We start from the raw sequence: 20,372 nt of genomic DNA on the forward strand, positions 1-20,372 counted from the left end.
TCCCGCCCCTCGCATGTCCTCGTGGACATGTTCTCAGGAGTTCACCATGACGACGTACGGCGCCGGCGGTCCCCGCGAGGGCGAGGAGCCCTGGGAGCGCCTGCTCCGGTCCGTGTTCGGCGCCGACGCCGACGAGGCGATCGCCGAGCTGCGCTCGCGCGGCATGGACGTCGACGCACTCAACGCCGCGGCCGGCCTCGCCGACGACCCCGCGATGATGGACCAGGTCCTCTCCCAGGTGCGCTCGCTCCTGTCCTCGACGACGGGGGGACCCGTCAACCCCGACGTCGCGCACGACATCGCGCGGCAGGTCGCGGTCGCCGAGGGCGACCCGAGCATCGACGCCGTCGAGCGGCGCACGACCGTCGACGCGCTGCGCGTCGCGGAGCTCTGGCTCGACGCCGTCACCGACATCGCGCCGTCGGGCGGCAGCCGGTTCGTGTGGAGCCGCTCCGAGTGGGTCGAGCGCACGATCCCGGCATGGAACTCTCTCGTCGAACCGGTCGCCCGGTCCGTCGTCGCCGCCCTGACCCGCGTGCTCCAGGAGCACCTTCCCGAGGACCTCGACGTGTCGCTCGGCGACGCGGGCCTGCCCCCGGGGATGGCCGCGATGCTGGGCAGCGGCCCCGGCGGGTTCGACCCGAGCGAGCTGGTCGAGCGGCTCGGTGCCGCGATGTTCGGCATGCAGGTCGGCCAGGCGGCCGGCGCGATGTCCCGCGAGGTGTTCGGCCTGACCGACCTCGGCGTGCCGCTCGTCGACGAACCGGTGGCCGCGCTGCTGCCGACGAACGTCGCCGCGTTCGCCGAGGGGCTCGACGCGCCGCTCGAGGAGGTCCGCCTCTATCTCGCCCTCCGCGAGGCGGCGCACGCGCGGCTCTTCACGCACGTCACCTGGTTGCGGGGGCACCTGCACGGCCTCGTCGACGCGTACGCGCGCGGCATCACGATCGACACCGAGGCCCTCGAGGACGCGGTCGCCCACATCGACCCGACCGACCCCACCGCGATGCAGGCCGCGCTGTCGGGCGGCATCTTCGGCATCCCGACGACCGAGGAGCAGAAGGCCACGCTCGCACGGCTCGAGACGAGCCTGGCGCTCGTCGAGGGGTGGGTCGACGAGGTCGCGACGACGGCGGCGCTCCCCCACCTGCCCCACGCGATGTCCCTGCGGGAGATGATCCGCCGGCGGCGGGCCGCTGGCGGCCCTGCCGAGCAGACGTTCGCGACGCTCATCGGGCTCGAGCTGCGTCCGCGCCGCTCGCGCGAGGCGGCAGCGCTGTGGGCGCTCATCGGGCGCGACACCGACTCCACTCGACGCGACGACGTGTGGGCGCACCCTGACCTCATGCCGAGCGCGCTCGACCTCGACGACCCGGCAGGCTATCTCGCGCGCCGCGAGCAGGTCGCCGTCGAGCAGGCTGACGTGGACCGCGCGATCGAAGAGCTCTTGTCGGGCACGGCGGCCGACGGCGACGACGCCCCGGAGGACGGCGGCTCCGCGACGCCGGAGGACTGAGCGAGGCTCAGTCGCCCGTCTCGTCGGGGCTGGACTCGTACGGCACTCCGGTCTCCTCGCTGAAGGCGATGCCCTCGAGGAAGCCACGCGCCCGCTCGGTGCGGGGGTACGGCTCGAGCAGCGCCCAGAACTGCGGGCCGTGACCGGCATGCAGCAGGTGCGCAAGCTCGTGCAGCAGGACGTAGTCGAGGACCCAGCCGGGGAGACCGCGCACGCGGTCCGAGATGCGGATCGCACGGTCCTGCACGCTGCAGGATCCCCAGCGCCGGTCCATGTTCGTCACCCAGCGGACGCTCACCGGTGCCGCCTGGCCGCCCAGGTAGCGGGTCGACAGTGCGGCTGCCCGCTCCATCAGCTCCGCGTCCGACGGGCGACGACGCTGCTCCTTGGCCGAGAGGCGCGCGAGCATGCGCTCGACCCATTCGCGCTCCTGCGCCCGGGTGAACCGTGCGGGGATCGCGACGATCGTGCGGTCGCCTTCGCGATAGGCGCTCACGGTGCGCGAGCGGCGGCGGCTGCGCCGGACCTCGACGGCATCGCCGGCACCGGGGACGTTCAGGGTCGTGTCAGGGCGCGCCGAGCCCTTGCGCGTCGCTCCCTCGTCGTCCACGTCCGGTTCCCCCAGGCTCGGCGGCGAACCGCACACATCGTCCACGAGACTGTCCACAGGAAGAATCCCCCATTCGCGCGCCCGCCGCGACCCCGACACGCCCTCTGTGGATAACTTCCGGGATCTACCTGTGGAAACCGCTCACGTGCGGCGACACACTGGGATGCTCCCTCCCATGGCACCCACGACCCCACCGCCGCTCACCTCCCGAGCCACCGCCGCCGTCGGCGTCCTCGGCCTCGGACGCCTCGGGCTCCTCACCACGCTCAGCCTCGCCACCTCAGGGATAGGCCGTCTCGTGCTCGACGACGCCCGGCACGTCACCCAGGCCGACCTCGGCCCCGGCGGGTACGGGTCTCGCGACGTCGGATCGCTGCGCCGCATCGCGGCCGCGCGGCTCGTCGCCGAGTCCGCGAGCGGGACGAGCTCACGTGTCGCGCCCTCCCGCCCGCACGACGTGCCCCTCGCTGCCCTCGACATGCTCGTCGTCGTGACCGACGAGGACCTCGCTCCCGACCGTGCGTGGCGGCTCATGGGTGAGCGCGTCCCGCACCTCGTCGTGCGCTGCCGCCCTGACGCCGTCGACGTCAGCCATGTCGTCGTGCCTGGCCGCACGCCGTGCCTGTGCTGCATCAGCCTGCACACCCAGGACGAACGTGGCACCGACGCGTTCACCGCGTCAGCATGGGCGCCGTCGGGCCCGCGCGCTCCCCGGGTCAGAGAGCTCACCCCGGACGAGCCGCTGCTCGCCAGCGCAGCGGCCGTCGTCGTGACGCGCTCCGTCCTCGCCTTCCTCGACACCGGCAGCCTCGCCGTGACCGGGGCCGAGCCGACGTGGGACCGGTCCTGCCGGACCGTCGTCACGTCGACGCACCTCGCCCTCCCCGACATCCGCGCCCGGGAAGAACGATGGCCGGTGCACCCGGGTTGCGGGTGCACCGGCCAGGGGGCCGTGCGGTCGTCGAGCCGTGCAGCGACCGCCTGAGGTCGCGGGTGGTCACGCGAGGCTCGGCTGAACCTTGCGGGGCCGTCCGCGGCCTCGCTTGACGGCGACGACGCGGCCGTCGACGAAGACCTCGCCGCCCCACACGCCCCACGGCTCCTGCCGGTCGATCGCGCCGGCGAGGCAGGCGTCGACGAGCGGACAGGCGCGGCACAGGGCCTTCGCCTGCTCGACCTGGACGGTCTTCTCGGCGAACCAGAGCTCGGGGTCCTCGACGCGGCAGGGCAGCATCGAGCCCATGAGGCGGTCGAACTCGGCGCGGTCATCCTGCGTCTGCGTGGCAGGTGCAGGTGATCCGGCGCGGGTCGTTGAACGGGGCAGGGGGGCGACGACGACGGGCGTGTCGCGCTGGGTGCTGGTGTCGAGCAGCATGCTGAGCCGCACGATGTCCTCCGGGAAGTCCGTTTGCGAGTGTCGATGGACGACTCGAGAGGACGCTCTCCGGGTCCGGCTCCGCCCTGGTCAGGGCGGGTTGCTCGGAGCTCACCCGTCAGAGACGGGGAGGAGGTGCGTCCGCGGGAGTCGCGATGGTGCAGTGGTGAGGGGGGCGGGGGTCAGTGCCCGCGAACCCGATCACGTGCCACCAGATGTGCGCCTGCCGGTGCTGCGGCTGCGCGTGCGAGGTGAGTGCTGCGCCGGTCGTACGACGCGGCGGCAGAGACACGGACGGGAAGCGGGCTAAACGCCGCTCCGGTCATCATGTTCTTCTTCATCGAGCACTCACCTCCATCTCTCCATCGGGCCGTTCCCTCTCGGGTCAGGCCGCTCCTGCAAGGACTCGTTCACACTAGACCTGCCCCGCGAACGGGGACAACTTAATTAACCAGCGAGTTTCCGAACACCGGGTGCGAGTGGTCTCCGCGACCTCCAGGACGTCACGATCTCGCGGCTCCGGACCGCGCGACGATCCCGAGGATCGCCGCCCCGTACTGGTTGATCTTCGTCGGGCCGACCCCCTTGACGCGCACGAGCGCCCGCTCGTCCGCGGGCCGGGTCTCGGCGATCTCCGCGAGCATCTGGTCAGACAGGACCGTGAACTTCGGACGGTCGACCGCCACCGCGACGCTGTCGCGCCAGTCCCGCAGTGCCTCGAAGAGCTCCTGGTCGTACTCCCCCGTCAGCCGGACTGCCGCTCCGTCGGCAGGCCTGCGGCCCGGGAGCGACGGCTCGGCTGCGGGCCACAACCGGTCGAGGAACCGCGAACGACGACGGCTCCCCCGCCCGCCCGGGTTGCGCGACCGGGCCCACGACAGCCGCAGGTGCACCCGTGCGCGGGTGATCCCGACGTAGAGGAGACGCTTCTCCTCGGCGATCGCCTCGGGCGTCTCCGCGAGGGAGATCGGCATGAGGCCTTCGCTCAGCCCGACGAGGAAGACGGCATCCCACTCGAGGCCCTTCGCGGCGTGCAGCGACGCGAGCGTCACCCCCTGGACGGCGGGCGCGTGCTGGGCGGCCGCACGCTCGTCGAGCTCCGCGACCAGCTCGGGAAGGCCGGCCTTCGTCGTCGCGTAGAGGTCGTCCGCGAGCGCGACGAGCGCCTGCATCGACTCCCACCGTTCCCGCACCGCGCCGCGCGCCGCCGGGGGCTCGGGCGCCCAGCCCGCGTTGACCAGCACGTCCCGGACGATCTCGGGGAGCGTCTGCCCCGGGTCGACGGCGCGCGCAGCCCCCCGCAGCAGCACGATCCCCTCGCGGACCTCTCGACGCTGGAAGAAGCGTTCGCCACCACGCACGAGATACGCGATGCCCGCGTCCGCGAGAGCCTGCTCGTACAGCTCCGACTGGGCGTTCGTACGGTAGAGCACGGCGATCTCGCCTGCGGGGGTCCCGGACCTCACGAGGCGCCCGACGGCCGCGGCGACCTGTGCCGCCTCGGCCTCGTCGTCGTCGTACACCGTGAACGTCACGGGAGGGCCCGAGGGACGCTGCGCCTTGAGCTCGAGGCCCGCGAAGCCGCGACCGGCGCGGTCCGCGAGCAGCGCGTTGGCGAGCGAGACGACCTGCGGGGTCGAGCGGTAGTCGCGCACCAGGCGCACCTCGACCGCCTTCGGGTAGGTCTTGCGGAAGCTCAGGAGGTGGTGCGGTGTAGCCCCCGTGAACGAGTAGATCGTCTGGCTCGGGTCGCCGACGACGCACAGCTCGTCACGATCGCCGAGCCACTGGTCGAGCACGAACTGCTGCAGCGGCGAGACGTCTTGGTACTCGTCCACGACGAAGCGGCGGTACTGGCGCCGGATCTCGTCGGCGACCGGCGGGTTGGAGTGGATCATGTCGCCGACGTAGAGCAGCACGTCCTCGAAGTCGATGACGCCGCGCGCCGTCTTGGCCTCCTCGTAGGAGCGCATCAGACGCGCGACGGCGTGCGCGTCGAAGCCCGCCGGCGGCTCCCGATGGAGCGCTGCGACCGCACGCGGGTAGTCGTCCGCGGGGATCATCGAGACCTTGGCCCACTCGATCTCCGAGGACAGGTCGCGCACCGCGACACGGTCGACCGTCATGCCGAGCGCGGCGGCCGCCTGCCCGACCGCGGGCGCCTTGTGCTCGAGGATCCGGGGCGGCGCCCCGCCGACGATGCGGGGCCAGAAGTAGCTGAGCTGCTTGAGCGCGGCCGCGTGGAACGTGCGCGCCTGCACCCCGGCGACACCGAGGTCGCGCAGCCGCGTGCGCATCTCCCCCGCCGCCCGGGCGGTGAACGTCACGGCGAGGACGCTCGTCGGCTGGTAGACGCCGGTGCGCACGCCGTACGCGATGCGGTGCGTGATCGCCCTCGTCTTGCCCGTGCCCGCGCCCGCGAGGACGCACACGGGCCCGGTCAGGGCGGTGGCGACAGCCCGTTGGTCGGGGTCGAGCGCTTCGAGGATCTCGTCGGCAGACATCACCGGAGATTCTCTCAGGCGCGGCTGACACCGACAGCCGCCGAGGTCGCCCCTGGGGACGGCTCAGCGATCTCCGCGCGGTCGGGGCGACCACCCCGACCGGGCGGAACGTGCGGCGTCACGCGCCGATGCGCTCCTTGACCTGCGCGAGCGACGGGTTGGTCGCCGACGACCCGTCAGGGAACACGACGGTCGGCACGACCCAGTTCCCGTCGTTGACCTGCTCGATGTACGGGATGACGCTCGACTCCTGCTCGATGTCGATCTCCGTGTAGCCGATGCCCTCGCTCGTCAGCTGCTTCTTCAGGCGCTGGCAGTAGCCGCACCACGTGGTCGAGTACATGACGACGGAGCCGGCGTCGGGCGTGTGCGGGGCGGGGATGGTCACGGGTGTCCTCCGGTCGGTGGGTCGGTCGCCCACCATAACCGCGCGGTGCCTGCGAACCTTCCCGATCACTCGGTTCGGTCGGCGAGCGGGCCCCCGTACCACTCTTCGATGAGCCCGCGCGCGATCGACGACCGCATCGGCAGCAGCACGCGCCCGGCAGCGAGGTCCGCCGCGAGCCCGTCGCGCGTGAACCAGCGCGCACCCGTCACCTCGACACCGTCGACGACGACGTCGGTCGTCAGGGCGTGAGCCCGGAACCCGAGCATGAGCGAGCGCGGGAACGGCCACGGCTGGGACGACCGGTACTCGACGTCGCCGACGACGACGGTCGTCTCCTCGCGCACCTCGCGGCGCACGGCAGCCTCGACGGACTCGCCCGCCTCGACGAAACCGGCGAGGGTCGAGAAGCGGCCCTCGGGCCAGGTGGCGGCATGGCCGAGCAGGAGGCGGTCGTCGTCGTCGACGACCGCCATGATCACGGCCGGGTCGGTGCGCGGGAAGGTCTCGCGGCCGTCGGACGTGCAGACGCGCGACCAGCCGTGGCGAGCGGGCCGCGTCGCCTCGCCGCAGTGCTCGCAGCGCAGCGCGCGCACGTGCCACGCAGCGACGCCGACGGCGGTCGTCGCCAGACCGGCGTCACGCGCGTCGAGCAGGTGGCCCGCGTCGCGCAGGCTCTCGAAGCGGCGGCCTCGCCCGAGCAGGTCCTCCGCGCGCGCAGGCACGACGCCCGAGATGTCGACGTCGTCGTCCGGCTCGGCGGGCAGCACGAGCGCCAGGTACGCACCGTCGTCGTCCGTACCGAGGAACAGCCAGCCAGGCGCGTGCGGCGCCGTGAGCTCCGACGACGCGGCGCTCAGCGCGGCGACGACCTCGCCCGCTGGGACGAGGTCGAGCGCGAGCGCACCTGGCGCCGTCGCGGCGCGCACGGCGAGCGACGCGCCGCGCACGAGCACGACGCGGGTCGACGACGTGGCGACGAGCCGCTCGACGAGGTCGACCTCGTCGCGAAGCTCGGCCGCGCGGTCGACCGTCGTGCGTGACAGCGGGAGCTGGGCCCAGTCGGTCACCGGTGCAAGGTTCATGCGATCACGGTACGACGGGCGGACGCGGTCGCGTCGTGCGGCCCGAGCGGCACCCGGCGACGTACCGTGGACCCGTGCACCGCTCCGCCCTGACCCTGGCCGCCCTGTCGACCGCCGCCGTCCCCGGGATGGACGTGGTCGACGCTCGCCTGCTCGACTCGGACGGGTCGAACGACGTCGCCGTCGTGATCGACTCGACGCGCCGGCACTGGATCGTGCGCGCCCCGCGCAACGCTGCGGCGGGTGCGAGCCTCGAGGCCGAGATGGTGCTGCTGCGCAGGCTCGCCGACCGTGTCGACGCCGGGGACCTTCCCTTCGCCGTCCCGACCCCCGCTGGCTTCGCGACGCTGCCGGAGGGCGGTCGCGCCGTGGTGCACCCGGAGGTTCCCGGGGTGCCGCTGCAGGCCGACCGGCTGCAGCCTGGCCCAGGGCTGGCCCGTTCCGTGGGGCGTGCGATCGCAGCGTTGCACGAGCTGCCGACGTCGCTCGTGGAGGATGCGGGCCTGCCGAGCTACTCGGCCGAGGAGTATCGACAGCGGCGGCTCTCGGAGGTCGACGAGGCGGCACGGACCGGGCGCGTGCCTGCGCGTCTGCTGCGGCGCTGGGAGCAGGCGCTCGAGAACGTCGCGATGTGGCGGTTCCGGCCGGTGGTCACGCACGGCGAGCTCAACGGGGACCACATCCTCGTGGCACAGCAGTCCGTGAACGGGATCGTGGACTGGGCGGAGTGCAAGGTGGCGGACCCTGCAGACGACCTGTCGTGGCTGCTGGTCGCGGCGCCGCCGGAGTCGGTCGAGTCGATCCTCGAGGCGTACCAGCTCGCGCGGACGGAGTCGGCGGACGCGCACCTCGTGGACCGGGCGCTGCTCGCGGGCGAGCTCGCCCTGGCACGGTGGCTCCTGCACGGCGTGCGTACCGAGCAGAAGGACGTCGTGGACGACGCGGTCGAGATGCTCCTGGACCTCGACGAGGCCGTCCATGAGGGTGCGGAGGGCGCGGACGAGGCCGACGACGCGCCGGTGGACGAGCCGTCGCGCGACGACGACTGACGCCAGACGGCCTCGCTCAGGGACTCAGCCGCGCAGGAGTGCCTCGAGCTCGTCGAGGTCGAGGAGGCGCGCGGGGCGGCGCGTGACGCCGTCGCCGAGGTAGCAGAAAGCAGCGTCGACGTCGTCGAGCGGCGTGCCTGTCCAGCGGGACCAGGCGAGCCGGTAGACGGCGAGCTGCACCTCGCGGGCGCGCACGGCGGCCGGGTCGGTGGGTTCGCGGCCGGTCTTCCAGTCGACGACGACGACCTGCCCGGGACTGCACCCGGGGCGGGGGTCAGGGAAGACGGCGTCGATGCGTGAGCGGGTCATGACGCCCGCGAGAGGCGTCTCGATGTCGACCTCGACGGCGATCGGGTCGAGCGACGCCCACGGGGTCGCGAGGAACGTCTGGCGGAGTTTCTCGAGGTCGGCGTCAGGCTCGGTGTCGTCGGCGTCCGTGAGGTCGTCGAGGTCCATGAGGACCGGCGACGAGTAGAACTGCTCGACCCACGCGTGGAAGGTCGTGCCGCGGCGGGCGTGGACCGACGGCTCGCTCGGGACGGGGCGGCGCAGGGAGAGGGCGTACTCCTCGCGGCTCGCAGCGAGCCGCACCATCGCGGACGCGGACACGTGCGCAGGGATCTCGACGTCCGTGACGGGCCGGCGGCGTGCGTCGCGCTCGGTGAGGAGGATCTCGGCGAGCTGCGCGAGCGGGACGGTCTCGTCGGCCCCTGCGCGGGCGGGAGCCAAGTCCACGGGCGACGTTGCGCCCGGTGCGGACTCGGTCGTCGCGCTGCGCCCGGACACGCCTGCGTGCGCGGCGTCGCCGTGCGTCTCCTGGGCTTCGGCGCGACGTGCTGCGCGCACGCGCGCGGCAGCGGAGGCGAGCACGGGGTCGACGCCGTCTGCCGCAGGCCAGGTCGCGGTGACCTCGCGCTCGAGCGCGGGGTTGACCCCCTCAGGCTCGCCGGTCCAGGTCGACGTGTCGACGAGCCCGGCGTCGGCCAGCTCGGTGAGGAAGCACGAGGGCGGGGTGGCGCTGCTGCGCTCACCGCGGAACCACGAGCCTGTCAGGAGCAGGCGGGAGCGCGCGCGTGTGAACGCGACGTAGGCGAGCCTGCGTTCCTCGGTGACCTGGTGCGCGCCGGCGTCCTGCTTGAACACCTTCTGCAGGCTGTCGAGGTCCTTGTGGTTCTCGGCGTCCTCGAAGGCGAACCGCGGCAGGTCGCGGGCGTCGCCGCGCAGCGGGTACGGGAGCGTGCCGAGCCCCGTGAGCCATGCGGAGTCGGTGGGTCCCTGAGGGCCGGTGCAGGCGGTGCTGGGGAGGCCGCCGTCGACGAGCCCGGGGACTGCGACGACGTCCCACTCGAGGCCCTTGGCCGCGTGGATGGTGACGATCTGGACGGCGTCGGGATCGGGGTCGGAGATCGCGGTGTCGATGCGCTCGTTGGTCGTGGCCACGTCGAGCCACGAGAGGAAGGCGCCGAGCGTCGGCAGGTCGGCTCCGTCGACGAACGAGATGGCGAGGTCGCGGAACGCGTCGAGGTTGGCGCGGGCGCGGGCGGCGTGCGGGCCGTCGAGCAACCCGGCCTCGATGTCGAGGCCGAGGGCGCGCTCGGCCTCGACGACGATCTCGGGGACGGAGAGGTAGGTGCTGGCGCGCAGGCGTGCCAGGAGGGCGGACAGCCTGGTGAGACGGGCGTGCGCGTCGGGCGTGAGGGACCTGCCGCCTGGGCTCTGCCATCCGGGTGCGGGGAACTCGTCGAGCACGTCGACGATCGAGTGCGAGTCGACGACGTCTGCCTCCGTCACGACGCTGGGCGCGGTGGCCGCGTCTCTGGCGTCGCCCGGTTCCGCGCTGCTGGGCTGCGGTTCCGTGCCGCTCCCGCGCTGCGCGTCAGCCGCGCGGCTGGCGGCGTAGGCGTGCCGCCGGGCGAGCTCGCGGACGAGGTCGGCAACGGCGAACAGGTCGGCGGCACCGAGCGCGGTCCACGGCCCCGTGAGCAGCCTCATGAGCGAGTCGCCGCGGGAAGGGTCGTGGACCACCTGGAGGAGCGAGACGACGTCGACGACCTCGGGCGCCTCGAGGAGCCCTCCGAGGCCGACGACCTCGACGGGGATGCCTCGCGACCGCAGCGCGACCTCGACGGCGGCGAACTGCTTGCGGCTGCGGCACAGGACGGCCGCGGTCGTCGCGCCGTCGCGGGACGTGCGAGGTCGCCACCATCGTGCGACGAAGTCGGCGACGGCGGCCGCTTCCTCGTCCTCGGTCGCCGTGTAGGCCGCGCTGACGTGACCGGGGCCCGCTCCCGGGCGGGCGTGCAGCTCGATGACCGCGGCGTCGCCGGTGGACGTCGGGGCGGGGGCGCCTGCGACGCGCTCCGGCGCGGGGTCGCGGAGCGGCGTGGCGACCGCGTTCGCCACGTCGAGGATGGCCTGGTCGTTGCGCCAGGAGGTGCTCAGGGCGAGGTGGTGCACCTGGCCGACACCGGAGAACTGCTCGGCGAAGCGCGAGAGGCCGGAGGCGCTCGCGCCGCGCCACCCGTAGATCGACTGGTTCGGGTCGCCGACGGCGGTCACGGCGTGACCGTCGCCGAACAGGGCACCGAGCATCCGAGCCTGGGCGTACGACGTGTCCTGGTACTCGTCGAGGAGGACGACGCGGTACCGCGCACGCTCGGCGACGCGCACCTCGTCGTGCTGCTCGGCGAGGCGCGCGCCGAGCTCGACCTGGTCGGCGAAGTCGAGGGAGTCGGTCGAGCGCTTGCGCCTGCGGTACTCGTCGACGAGGTCGAGGAGCTGGACACGGTGGCTCATGAGCTCGAGGAGCTTCGTCGTCGAGGCGTAGGGGCCCTTCTTGCCCTTCGCGTCGGGCGTCGCGAGGAGCGTGTCGATGATCGTGGTCATGCGGGCACGGGCCTGGTCGGTGCTGAGCAGGTGCTCGCTGAGCGATCCGGAGAGGTGGCGCACGGCGTCGACGACGGTGCTGAGCGCCGCGTCGGTACCGAGCTCGCCGGTCCAGCGCTCGACGACCTCCTGGGCGAGCTGCCACTGGCTCGCCTCCCCGAGGAGCCGCGCGCCGGGCTCGATGCCGAGCCGGAGGCCGTGCTCCTTGACGAGGCCTGCGGCGTACGAGTTGTAGGTCGCGACGGTGGGGCGGCGCATCGACGCGAGGAGCGCGGCGTCCGGGGTCTGGTCCTCGAGGTCGCCGAGCAGTGCGTGCTGACCAGCGTCGCGCATGCGCGCGGTGAGTGTGCGCAGCCTGCGACGGATCCGCTCCCCCAGCTCACCCGCGGCCTTGCGGGTGAACGTGAGGCCGAGCACCTCGTCGGGCTCGACGAGCCCGTTGACGATCAGGTAGACGACGCGTGCGGACATCGTCTCGGTCTTGCCGGAGCCCGCGCCCGCGACGACGAGCACGGGTTCGAGGGGCGCCTCGATCACCGCGAGCTGCTCGTCGGTCGGGCGGTGCTGCCCCAGCAGCTCGGCGATCTCGGTCGCGGGGACGAGCCTGCGCGAGGGCGCGTGCGCGGCAGGGGTGACGATGGGTGGCGCTCCCGGCGCGTCGGCCGTCGCAGTGCGGCCGCCGGCCGTGATCGCGGCGACGTCCGGCGCGCCGGTCCCGGGCCTGGCGGGCTCTGTCGCCGGGCGGGTGGGTTCAGGGGTGTACGGCGTCATGAGGCCTCCTGCCCGAGCGTGCGTCCTACGGTCTGCAGCGGGCAGCTGCGGCGGACCGGGCAGAAGCCGCACAGCGGGTTGATGCGCGCTTCGAAGCACGCCGACGCCATGGTCCCTGCGACGTCCTCGACGAGGTCGTGGGCCCACCGCGGGTCGTCGGCGGTGTGGAGCGCGGGCTGGGTGCGCAGCGTCGCGTCCTTGCCCTGGTTGACGTGCACGAGCTGCGCGCCAGCGCTCAGTGCGCCTTCCTCGAGCCCAGGCACCTCGTGGAAGGCGCCCTCGGCGAGAGCGACCTGGTAGGCGCCGAGCTGGGGGTGGCTCACGGCCTTGTCCTTGCTCGGGGCGGCACCGGTCTTGAGGTCTTCGACGAGGACGGTGCCGTCCTCCTGCCGCACGAGACGGTCGACGCTCCCGCTGAGCACGGCGCGGCCGACCTGGGTGGTGAACCGGGCCTCGACGGCGAGGACCTCGCCGCTGTCCTGGAAGTGCCGGGCGAGCCGCTCGACCATCGCGCGGGCACGGGTGCGTGTGACACGCTCGGGCCAGCCGGGTGCGAGCCCGAGCTCGGGCCAGCGGCGGTCGAGCGTCGCGGCCAGCTCGTGGAACGAGGCCGTGGGCGCTTCCTCGGCGATCGAGTGGATGAGCGAGCCGAGCGACTGGGAGAGCGCGTCGGCGGAGCGACCGCCCGCAGTCTCGAGGGCCCAGCGCAGCGCGCACGTCGAGACTGACTCGACCTTTGACGGCGAGACCGGGACCGGTGCGTCGGCCTCCCACGTGGGTCCGGTGCTCGAGACCGGGTGGACGCCGTACCAGCCTGCCGGGTCGGCACCCGGGACCTCCGCCTCGGCGAGGCGCGCGAGGACCGCGGCGGCCTCGCTCGCGTGCGGGGAGGTGGCCTCCGCGCCGTCGCGTCGGACCTCGTCGTGGAGCTGCGCGCGGGCTCGCAGGACGAGCCCGCGCAGGTCGAGGGCCTCGGGGACGTCTCGACGGCGCGCGTCCGGCGCCTCGTCTTCCGCGCGGTCCGTGTCCGGGACGGGGTCGACGAGGTCGACGAGGACGGACGGAAAGCTCTCGGTGTCCTCGACCGCGGTGACGAGCAGGTGCTCGCGCGCGCGGGACACCGCGACAAGGAAGGCGCGCACCTCGTCGGAGAGGACGGCGCGGCGGGCGTGCGCCGCGTGCGCGGCGCTGTCGCCTCCGGGCACGACGATGCCGGCGACAGCGTCGACGAGCGTCTGCGCGCCGAGCAGGGAGTCACGCAGGCGGAGGTCCGGCCACACGCCCTCCTGGACACCCGCGACGACGACGGCACGCCACTCGCGACCGGCTGCGCCTGCTGGCGTGAGGACGGCGACGGCGTCCTGCGTGCCGCCGCTCGCCGCGAGCGAGTCGGCGGGGAGGTCCTGCGACCGGACGTGGTCGACGAAGGCGCTCGCTCGCGCGCGCGGGTTGCGGTCGACGAACCGCTCGGCTGCCTTCGACAACGCCATGACGGCGTCGAGGTCGCGGTCCGCGCGCATGCCCGCGCTGCCCCCGGCGAGCGCGGCGCTGCGCCACCGCGCGGAGAGTGCGGTCGCGTCCCACACGGCCCACAGGACGGTCTGCGCGTCAGCGCCCGGGCGTGCGGCAGCCTCCCGGCCTCGTGCGAGCACCGCAGCGACCTGCGCCGCGCCACGTCGGACGGCAGCGGGAAGCTGAGCGGCGAGCGCGGGATCATCGAGGACCTCGACGAGCAGGGTGTCGGAGCTGCGTCCGCCCCCGGCCGCGATCTCCTCGCCGCGCAGGACGCGACGCAGGCGGCGCAGCGACACTGCGTCGAGGCCGCCCACCGGCGAGAGCAGCAGCCCGAGCGCACGCTCGACGTCGAGCGGACGACCGTCGGCCACCTCGACGGCGTCGAGGAGCGGCCGCACCGCGGGCTCGTCGCGCAGCGGCCCCTGGGACCCGAGGACGCTCACCGGTACCGATGCCCCGATGAGGGCGCGCTGCAGCGCGCTGACCTGACCTCCTGAGCGCGTGACGACGGCCATCTCCTCCCACGGGACCCCGTCGAGCAGGTGCCACGCCCGCAGCGTCCGCGCGATGTACGCATGTTCCTGCGACGGCCCCGCGAGCAGAGCGACGCGTGCGGGACGGTTCCTCTCGGCGACCAGACTCGTCACGACCGGGTCCGACGTCGCCGAGCCGCGTGCCGCACCGTCGTCGACCGCGCCTGCCCGCCGGTGCGCGACCGTCCCCGCAGCCGCGACCGCCTGGGCCACGCGCCGCGTGACCGCGCGCAGGTCCGGTCCGTGTCGCCAGGCACGCTCGAGCGGGACGTGATGAGCGCCGAACGCACCTGGTTCGGCGCCGGGGGGCGCTGCCGAGCGTGCGACGAGGGCAGGCACCGCACCGCGGAACCCCTGCACCGCGGCGTCGGGGTCTCCGACGAGGACGAGCCGCGCCCCGTCGGCGTGCAGCACCGCGAGCAGACGCGCGACCGCCTGCGTCGCCTCCTGGTAGTCGTCGACGACGACGAGGTCCCAGCGGGGGCGCGCGACCTCCGGCACCTCGTCGTCCCACGAGGTCAGCGCGTCGATCGCGTCGTGCACGACTGACGCCGGGTCGACCCGCGCGCCCGCGTCCGGCGTCGCCTGCCGCAGCGACATCACGTCGCGGTACTCCTCGAACAGCCGCGCGCACGTGCGCCACGCGGTCCGCCCGTACCGCTCCCCCAGCTCGTCGAGCGCGACCGGGTCGAGACCGCGTTCTGCGGCGCGCATCAGGACGTCACGGAGCTCGTCGCGGAAGCCTCGGGTCCTGAGAGCCTCGGCGGGGACCGACGGCGGGAGGTCGAGAGGCACGCCCTCCCCCGCGAGATGGCCCTCGATCAGCTCGGCGAGGATCCGGTCCTGCTCAGGTCCCGACACGAGCGTCGGCGCCGGCTCGCCCCACGCGCTCGCGCGCCGCGCCAGGATGCCGTGCGCGACCGAGGCTGCCGTCCGGACGAGAGGCTGGCCGACCGTGCGGGCCGCGCGGCCCGCGAGCCGGTCCCGCATCTCTCCCGCCCCACGACGGGTCGCAGCGAGCACGAGGACGCGCGACGGGTCGAGCGGCACCCTGCCGTCACCCGGGACGAGGTGATCGACCGCGACCGCGAGCGCCGTCGTCGACTTGCCCGTGCCCGGCGCGCCCGTCACGAGCGTCACGGGATTCGTCCGCGCGGCCTCGACCGCGCGCTGCTGCGACGCGTCGAGCGCGGGCGGCTCCCCGTCGGTGCGCTCGACGTGCTCGCTGAGCACTGCGCGCAGCCCGGTCGTCGTCATGGATGAGATCCCATCACGGGCCACCGACACTCCCCGGCCGCGACGCGCGTGCCCCGACCGAGCGAGTGCGCGCTGGGCGAACAGCGCACCGAGAACGCCCCGCGGCACGCCGCGAGGTGCGATTCTGGTCGCGAGAGACATCCGTCCGTGCGAACAAGGAGATCGACGTGGAGATCACGATCGGCGTGCAGAACCAGGCCCGCGAGCTCGTCCTGGAGTCCGACCAGACCGCAGCCGAGGTCACGGCGGCCGTCACCAAGGCGCTCGAGTCGGGCTCCGTGCTCGACCTCACCGACCACCGCGGCCGCCGCGTGCTCGTCCCGACGGCCGCGATCGGCTACATCGAGATCGGTTCCGAGGAGCAGCGCAAGGTCGGCTTCGGCCCGCTCTGACACGCGGCACGTACGGCACGGCCCGGCGGCAGGTCTCCCTGCCACCGGGCCGTGCCTGTGCTCGCGCACGACGCCGCGGCGGGCTGCCCCGAGCAGGGTGCGCCGGCTCGGGCAGGGCTCAGGCCGCGAGGCCGAGACGTCCCATCCGGCGGGTGTGCTCGGCGGTGAGCTGGCCGAACAGCCACGAGGTGTGGTCGGCCGGACGCTCGTCCTCGCTGAACCGCTGGTCGATCGCCGTCGCGAGGAGCCTGGAGAGGGACGGCCGGTCGGCGAGGAGCGACTGCACGAGGCTCAGCGCCTCCCCGACGAGCCGACGGCCCCACAGCGCGAGCCGCGACGCGAGAACTTCGTCGTCCGTCGTCGCTCTGTCGAGCACCTCGATCGACCGCTCGGACGCCATGCCGTCCTCGATCACGCCCATGATGATCTCGCGGCTCTGCGGGTCGAGCGCCCCAGCGACGATCCGGCAGAAGTCCACCGCGACCCCATGCCCGACGTAGCTCTTGAGGATCTCCTCCCACCAGCTGCTCGGCTGCGTGCGCTGGTCGTAGTCGTCGAACGTCGCGTCGAGGCCGAGCATGAGCTCGTCGGCGGCGTCCGTGTCCCCCTCCAGCTCTGCGATGCGACCCAGGATCGTCTCTTGGCGTGCGAGCGCGGCACCCGCGAGGCGCGCGAGGCGCAGCCGGCTCAACGGGTCCGGGGCCGCCGTGGCGGCGCCTGCGATGCGGAGGAACGCGACCGACTCGATCTGCGCGACGAGGGCGAGGAGCTCCGTCGTGTCGGCGATGCTCGCGCCCCCTCCGGCGGGTGCGGTGGCGGGTGCCCCGGGCTCAGCGGCGGGGGTCGACCCCGGCTGGACGCCCGGCGCGTCGTGCTCGACGTGCGGTGCCTGGCTCATCCGTCCAGCGTAGCGGCCCACCACTCGCCCTTGACCCGTCCGATATGCTGCCCCTGTACATCGGATGCCCGGTCGTCTCGACGCACGACTATCTGTGAACTGACCTGGCTGCCCGTCGCCCGCGCCTCGGCGCGTGCCCCGGCACCCCCGCATCTCCGCGATCGGCTTCCGGCCCTCCGGCGCGACAGCGCCGGCACCGCCGTGACTGCCCGTCGCCGCTGGCCGCAGCACCGCTGCGCAGCGCACCCGCCCGTCCCCGGTGCCGCGCCACCACGCCCTTCACCACCCGTGAGGCACAGTGACCACCACCGACCAGACGGACGTCTCCTCGAGCGTCCAGTCGGACCAGAACCCCTCCTTCGGCGACTTCGGCGTCAAGCAGGAGATCGTCGACGCGCTCGTCGCGGCCGGCATCACCCACCCGTTCCCCATCCAGGCGATGACTCTCCCGGTCGCGATGCAGGGCCACGACATCATCGGCCAGGCGAAGACGGGAACGGGCAAGACCCTCGGGTTCGGCGTCCCCCTCCTCCACCGCGTCGTCGCTCCCGGTGAGGACGGCTACGAGGACCTCAAGCACCCGGGCAAGCCGCAGGCGCTCGTCGTCCTGCCGACGCGCGAGCTCGCGGTCCAGGTCGCGGGCGACCTGGCCACGGCGTCCGCGAAGCGCAGCGTCCGCGTGATCCAGCTCTACGGCGGCCGCGCGTACGAGCCGCAGATCGAGACGCTGCGCACCGGCGTCGACGTCGTCGTCGGCACGCCGGGGCGCATGATCGACCTCGTCAAGCAGGGCCACCTGGACCTCAGCCACGTCAAGTGCGTCGTCCTTGACGAGGCCGACGAGATGCTCGACCTGGGCTTCCTGCCCGACGTCGAGACGCTCCTGTCGAAGACGCCGGCCTCGCGTCACACGATGCTCTTCTCCGCGACCATGCCGGGCGCCGTCGTCGCGATGGCGCGCCGCTACATGTCGCGGCCGACGCACATCCGGGCGAACGACCCGGACGACGAGGGCATGACGAAGAAGGACATCAAGCAGGTCGTGTACCGCGCACACGCGCTCGACAAGGTCGAGGTGCTCGCGCGCATCCTGCAGTCCGAGGGGCGCGGCCGCACGATCGTGTTCGCCCGCACCAAGCGCACGGCGGCGAAGGTCGCGGACGAGCTCACCGAGCGCGGTTTCGCGGCGGGCTCGCTGCACGGCGACCTCGGCCAGGGCGCTCGTGAGCAGGCGCTGCGCGCCTTCCGTCACGGCAAGATCGACGTCCTCGTCGCGACCGACGTCGCGGCTCGCGGCATCGACGTCGACGACGTCACGCACGTCGTCAACTACCAGTGCCCTGAGGACGAGAAGACGTACCTGCACCGCACCGGCCGTACCGGCCGCGCGGGCAACAAGGGCACCGCAGTGACGTTCGTCGACTGGGACGACGTCCCGCGCTGGTCGCTCATCGACAAGGCGCTCGGCCTCGGCGTGCCGGAGCCTGTCGAGACGTACTCGTCGAGCGAGCACCTCTACACCGACCTGAACATCCCCGCGGGCACGAAGGGCCGCCTGCCGAAGAGCAAGCAGGTCCTCGAGGGCCTCGCGGGCGAGGTCCTCGAGGACCTCGGCGAGACGGGCAAGCGCCCGTCCTCGCGTGGCGCCGGCACGCGCGACGGCGGTCGCGAGGGTGGGCGTCGCGACGGCGGCCGGAGCGAGGGCGGCCGTGACGGACGACGTCGCGACGGCGCTCGCGAGGGCGGTCGGCGTGACGGGGGCCGCGACCTGGGCGCAACCAAGGCCGGGTCCGGGGCGGAGCGTCCGGCGTCCGACGACGCAGCTCCTGCGAGCGACCGTCCGCGCCGCTCGCGCAACCGTCGCCGCACCCGCGGTGGCCAGGGCGCAGAGGGCACCACGACCGAGTCGTGACCCGCTGAGACAGTCGCAGATCGCCCCCACCTACGCGCTCGCGCGTGGGTGGGGGCGATCTGTCGTGACGGGTACGCAGCCGTGGCGGCAGTCGTCACGCAGGGCCGGGGCCCGGCTCCCCTACGCCGTCTGGACCCTACGCCGTCTGGACGAACGCGATGACCGCGTCGGCGACGAGCTGCACGGCGATCGCCGCGAGCAGGAGGCCTGCGATCCTCGTGACGAGGATCGTGCCGGACTCGCCGAGGACCTTCATGACGACGCCCGCGAAGCGCATCGCGACCCACAGGGACAGGAGGACCAGGGCGAAGCCGATGGCGACCGAGACCCAGTCGGTGACCGACCCGTCGACCCGCTGCACGAAGAGCATCGCGGCGACGATCGCGCCCGGTCCCGCGAGCAGCGGCGTGCCGAGCGGCACCATCGCGACGTTGACGTTGCCCTTGGGCGCTTCGGGGTCCTCGAGCTTGCCGGTGAGCAGCTCCATCGCGACGAGCAGGAGGAGCAGGCCGCCCGACGCCTGGAGCGCTGGCAGCGAGATGTGCATGTACCCGAGCAGCTGCTGACCGAAGAGGGCGAAGCCGAGGATCACACCCGCGGCGACGAGCACGGCCTGGCGGGCGGCGCGGTGACGCTCCTTGCCGGTCATGGTGCTCGTCAGAGCGAGGAACAGCGGCACGGTCCCGGGCGGGTCCATGATGACGAAGAGGGTGATGAAGACCTCGGTGGCCAGTCGGATGTCGATCAGGTCGCTCATGGCCGGACCACCGCGCTCCTCCCTCGGCGCTCGATCTCCTCGAAGACCTCGCGCACAGTCGTGTTCTCGCCGAGCAGGTTGGTCTTGCCCGTGCCGTGATAGTCGCTCGACCCTGTCATGAAGAGGCCGAGCCTCGTCGCCAACCGGGACAACCGCTCTCGCTGGGCAGGGTCGTGGTCACGATGGCCGACCTCCAAGCCTGCCAGCCCGGCTGCCACGAGCTCCTCGACGACAGCATCTGAGACGATCCGTCCCCGCATCTGAGCGCCCGGGTGGGCGAAGACGGGAACCCCGCCCGCGGCACGGATCGCGCCCACCGCGTGCACGGCGTCGGGCACCTCGTGGTGCACGTAGTACCGCGAGCGCGGCCCTAGGACCTGCGCGAACGCCTCGTCGCGGTGCGAGAACACCCCGGCGGCGACGAGCGCGTCCGCGAGGTGCGGACGGCCGATCGTCGTGCCGACCGCCGTCTGCTCGAGAACGCCGCCCCACGTGATCGGGAAGTCCACGGAGAGGAGCTCGACCATCCGCTGCGCGCGCGTCTCGCGCGACACCCGCACCCTGGTGAAGAGCTCGGCGAGCGCGGGCTCGTCCGGATCCTGCAGGTAGCTGAGCAGGTGCACGTTCACCGAGCCCGATCGTGCGCTCACCTCGGTCCCGCGCACGAGCGTGATCCCGTGCTCGACGGCGGCACGCGCGGCCTCGTCCCAGCCCGCCGTCGTGTCGTGGTCGGTCAGCGCGAGGACGTCGAGCGGACCGTCGGCGAGGGCCCCGGCCGGGCCCCGGCCTGCCGCCGTCGCCACCAGCTCGGACGGGGTCTGCGTCCCGTCGGACACCGTCGAGTGGGTGTGGAGGTCGATGCGCACACCCCACCTTACGTTTCCCCGCCGTGCGGACGGTGGGACGATGGGAGGAGACACAGCACAC

General features: G+C 73.3%; 15 protein-coding genes. 5 read left to right on the plus strand and 10 right to left on the minus strand.

Annotated features, from left to right (window positions below):
* The first annotated feature begins 46 nt into the window (after positions 1 to 46).
* Complete coding sequence (locus HF995_RS02145) at positions 47 to 1,516, plus strand: zinc-dependent metalloprotease (RefSeq protein ID WP_168446165.1); 1,470 nt, start codon at positions 47 to 49, stop codon at positions 1,514 to 1,516.
* A gap of 7 nt (positions 1,517 to 1,523) precedes the next feature.
* Here the strand turns inward: HF995_RS02145 and HF995_RS02150 are convergent, their stop codons facing one another.
* Positions 1,524 to 2,075 (minus strand): SprT-like domain-containing protein, encoded by a 552-nt coding sequence (locus tag HF995_RS02150; protein WP_210727157.1) that lies wholly within the window; start codon positions 2,073 to 2,075, stop codon positions 1,524 to 1,526.
* A 226-nt stretch (positions 2,076 to 2,301) separates the two neighbouring features.
* Between HF995_RS02150 and HF995_RS02155 the strand changes: the two genes are divergently transcribed.
* The gene (locus HF995_RS02155; RefSeq protein WP_168446166.1) at positions 2,302 to 3,111 is read left to right on the plus strand and encodes a hypothetical protein; all 810 of its coding nucleotides are present in this window, start codon (positions 2,302 to 2,304) and stop codon (positions 3,109 to 3,111) included.
* 12 nt (positions 3,112 to 3,123) lie between these two features.
* Here the strand turns inward: HF995_RS02155 and HF995_RS02160 are convergent, their stop codons facing one another.
* The 4 genes from HF995_RS02160 to nudC form a co-directional block, all read right to left on the minus strand.
* The gene (locus tag HF995_RS02160; protein ID WP_350308697.1) at positions 3,124 to 3,513 is read right to left on the minus strand and encodes a WhiB family transcriptional regulator; all 390 of its coding nucleotides are present in this window, start codon (positions 3,511 to 3,513) and stop codon (positions 3,124 to 3,126) included.
* 491 nt (positions 3,514 to 4,004) lie between these two features.
* Positions 4,005 to 6,005 (minus strand): ATP-dependent helicase, encoded by a 2,001-nt coding sequence (locus HF995_RS02165; RefSeq protein ID WP_168446167.1) that lies wholly within the window; start codon positions 6,003 to 6,005, stop codon positions 4,005 to 4,007.
* A gap of 118 nt (positions 6,006 to 6,123) precedes the next feature.
* Positions 6,124 to 6,348: a mycoredoxin gene (locus tag HF995_RS02170; protein WP_286189269.1), complete on the minus strand. Its 225-nt coding sequence runs from the start codon at positions 6,346 to 6,348 to the stop codon at positions 6,124 to 6,126.
* A 110-nt stretch (positions 6,349 to 6,458) separates the two neighbouring features.
* On the minus strand, positions 6,459 to 7,475 hold the full coding sequence (nudC, locus tag HF995_RS02175; protein WP_168446169.1) for an NAD(+) diphosphatase: 1,017 nt from the start codon (positions 7,473 to 7,475) through the stop codon (positions 6,459 to 6,461).
* Between the two features lie 74 nt (positions 7,476 to 7,549).
* Here nudC and HF995_RS02180 point away from each other — a divergent pair, with 74 nt between their 5' ends.
* Positions 7,550 to 8,524, plus strand: a complete 975-nt coding sequence (locus HF995_RS02180; protein ID WP_168446170.1) for a phosphotransferase — start codon at positions 7,550 to 7,552, stop codon at positions 8,522 to 8,524.
* A gap of 24 nt (positions 8,525 to 8,548) precedes the next feature.
* Here HF995_RS02180 and HF995_RS02185 read toward each other — a convergent pair whose 3' ends face one another.
* Positions 8,549 to 12,181: an ATP-dependent helicase gene (locus tag HF995_RS02185; protein ID WP_168446171.1), complete on the minus strand. Its 3,633-nt coding sequence runs from the start codon at positions 12,179 to 12,181 to the stop codon at positions 8,549 to 8,551.
* Positions 12,178 to 15,486 carry an ATP-dependent helicase gene (locus HF995_RS02190; protein WP_168446172.1) on the minus strand — a complete coding sequence of 1,103 codons (3,309 nt, stop codon included), beginning with the start codon at positions 15,484 to 15,486 and terminating at the stop codon, positions 12,178 to 12,180. The genes HF995_RS02185 and HF995_RS02190 overlap by 4 nt, the downstream gene beginning before the upstream one ends.
* Before the next feature lie 167 nt (positions 15,487 to 15,653).
* Between HF995_RS02190 and HF995_RS13705 the strand changes: the two genes are divergently transcribed.
* The gene (locus HF995_RS13705) at positions 15,654 to 15,878 is read left to right on the plus strand and encodes a DUF3107 domain-containing protein (protein WP_350308698.1); all 225 of its coding nucleotides are present in this window, start codon (positions 15,654 to 15,656) and stop codon (positions 15,876 to 15,878) included.
* Between the two features lie 118 nt (positions 15,879 to 15,996).
* Here the strand turns inward: HF995_RS13705 and HF995_RS02200 are convergent, their stop codons facing one another.
* Complete coding sequence (locus HF995_RS02200) at positions 15,997 to 16,776, minus strand: ferritin-like fold-containing protein (protein WP_168446174.1); 780 nt, start codon at positions 16,774 to 16,776, stop codon at positions 15,997 to 15,999.
* 298 nt (positions 16,777 to 17,074) lie between these two features.
* Here HF995_RS02200 and HF995_RS02205 point away from each other — a divergent pair, with 298 nt between their 5' ends.
* A complete protein-coding gene (locus HF995_RS02205) occupies positions 17,075 to 18,688 on the plus strand; it encodes a DEAD/DEAH box helicase (RefSeq protein WP_168446175.1) in 1,614 nt (537 codons plus the stop codon).
* Positions 18,689 to 18,824: 136 nt separating this feature from the next.
* Here HF995_RS02205 and HF995_RS02210 read toward each other — a convergent pair whose 3' ends face one another.
* Positions 18,825 to 19,445, minus strand: coding sequence for a MarC family protein (locus HF995_RS02210; RefSeq protein ID WP_168446176.1), 621 nt, complete (start codon positions 19,443 to 19,445; stop codon positions 18,825 to 18,827).
* A complete protein-coding gene (locus tag HF995_RS02215) occupies positions 19,442 to 20,311 on the minus strand; it encodes a PHP domain-containing protein (RefSeq protein ID WP_168446177.1) in 870 nt (289 codons plus the stop codon). Before HF995_RS02215 ends, HF995_RS02210 begins: the two co-directional genes overlap by 4 nt.
* Between the last annotated feature and the right edge of the window lie 61 nt (positions 20,312 to 20,372).

Origin of the sequence: Sanguibacter hominis ATCC BAA-789, from assembly GCF_012396185.1 — a bacterium.
In the GTDB taxonomy this organism is placed as follows: Bacteria; Actinomycetota; Actinomycetes; order Actinomycetales; family Cellulomonadaceae; genus Flavimobilis; species Flavimobilis hominis.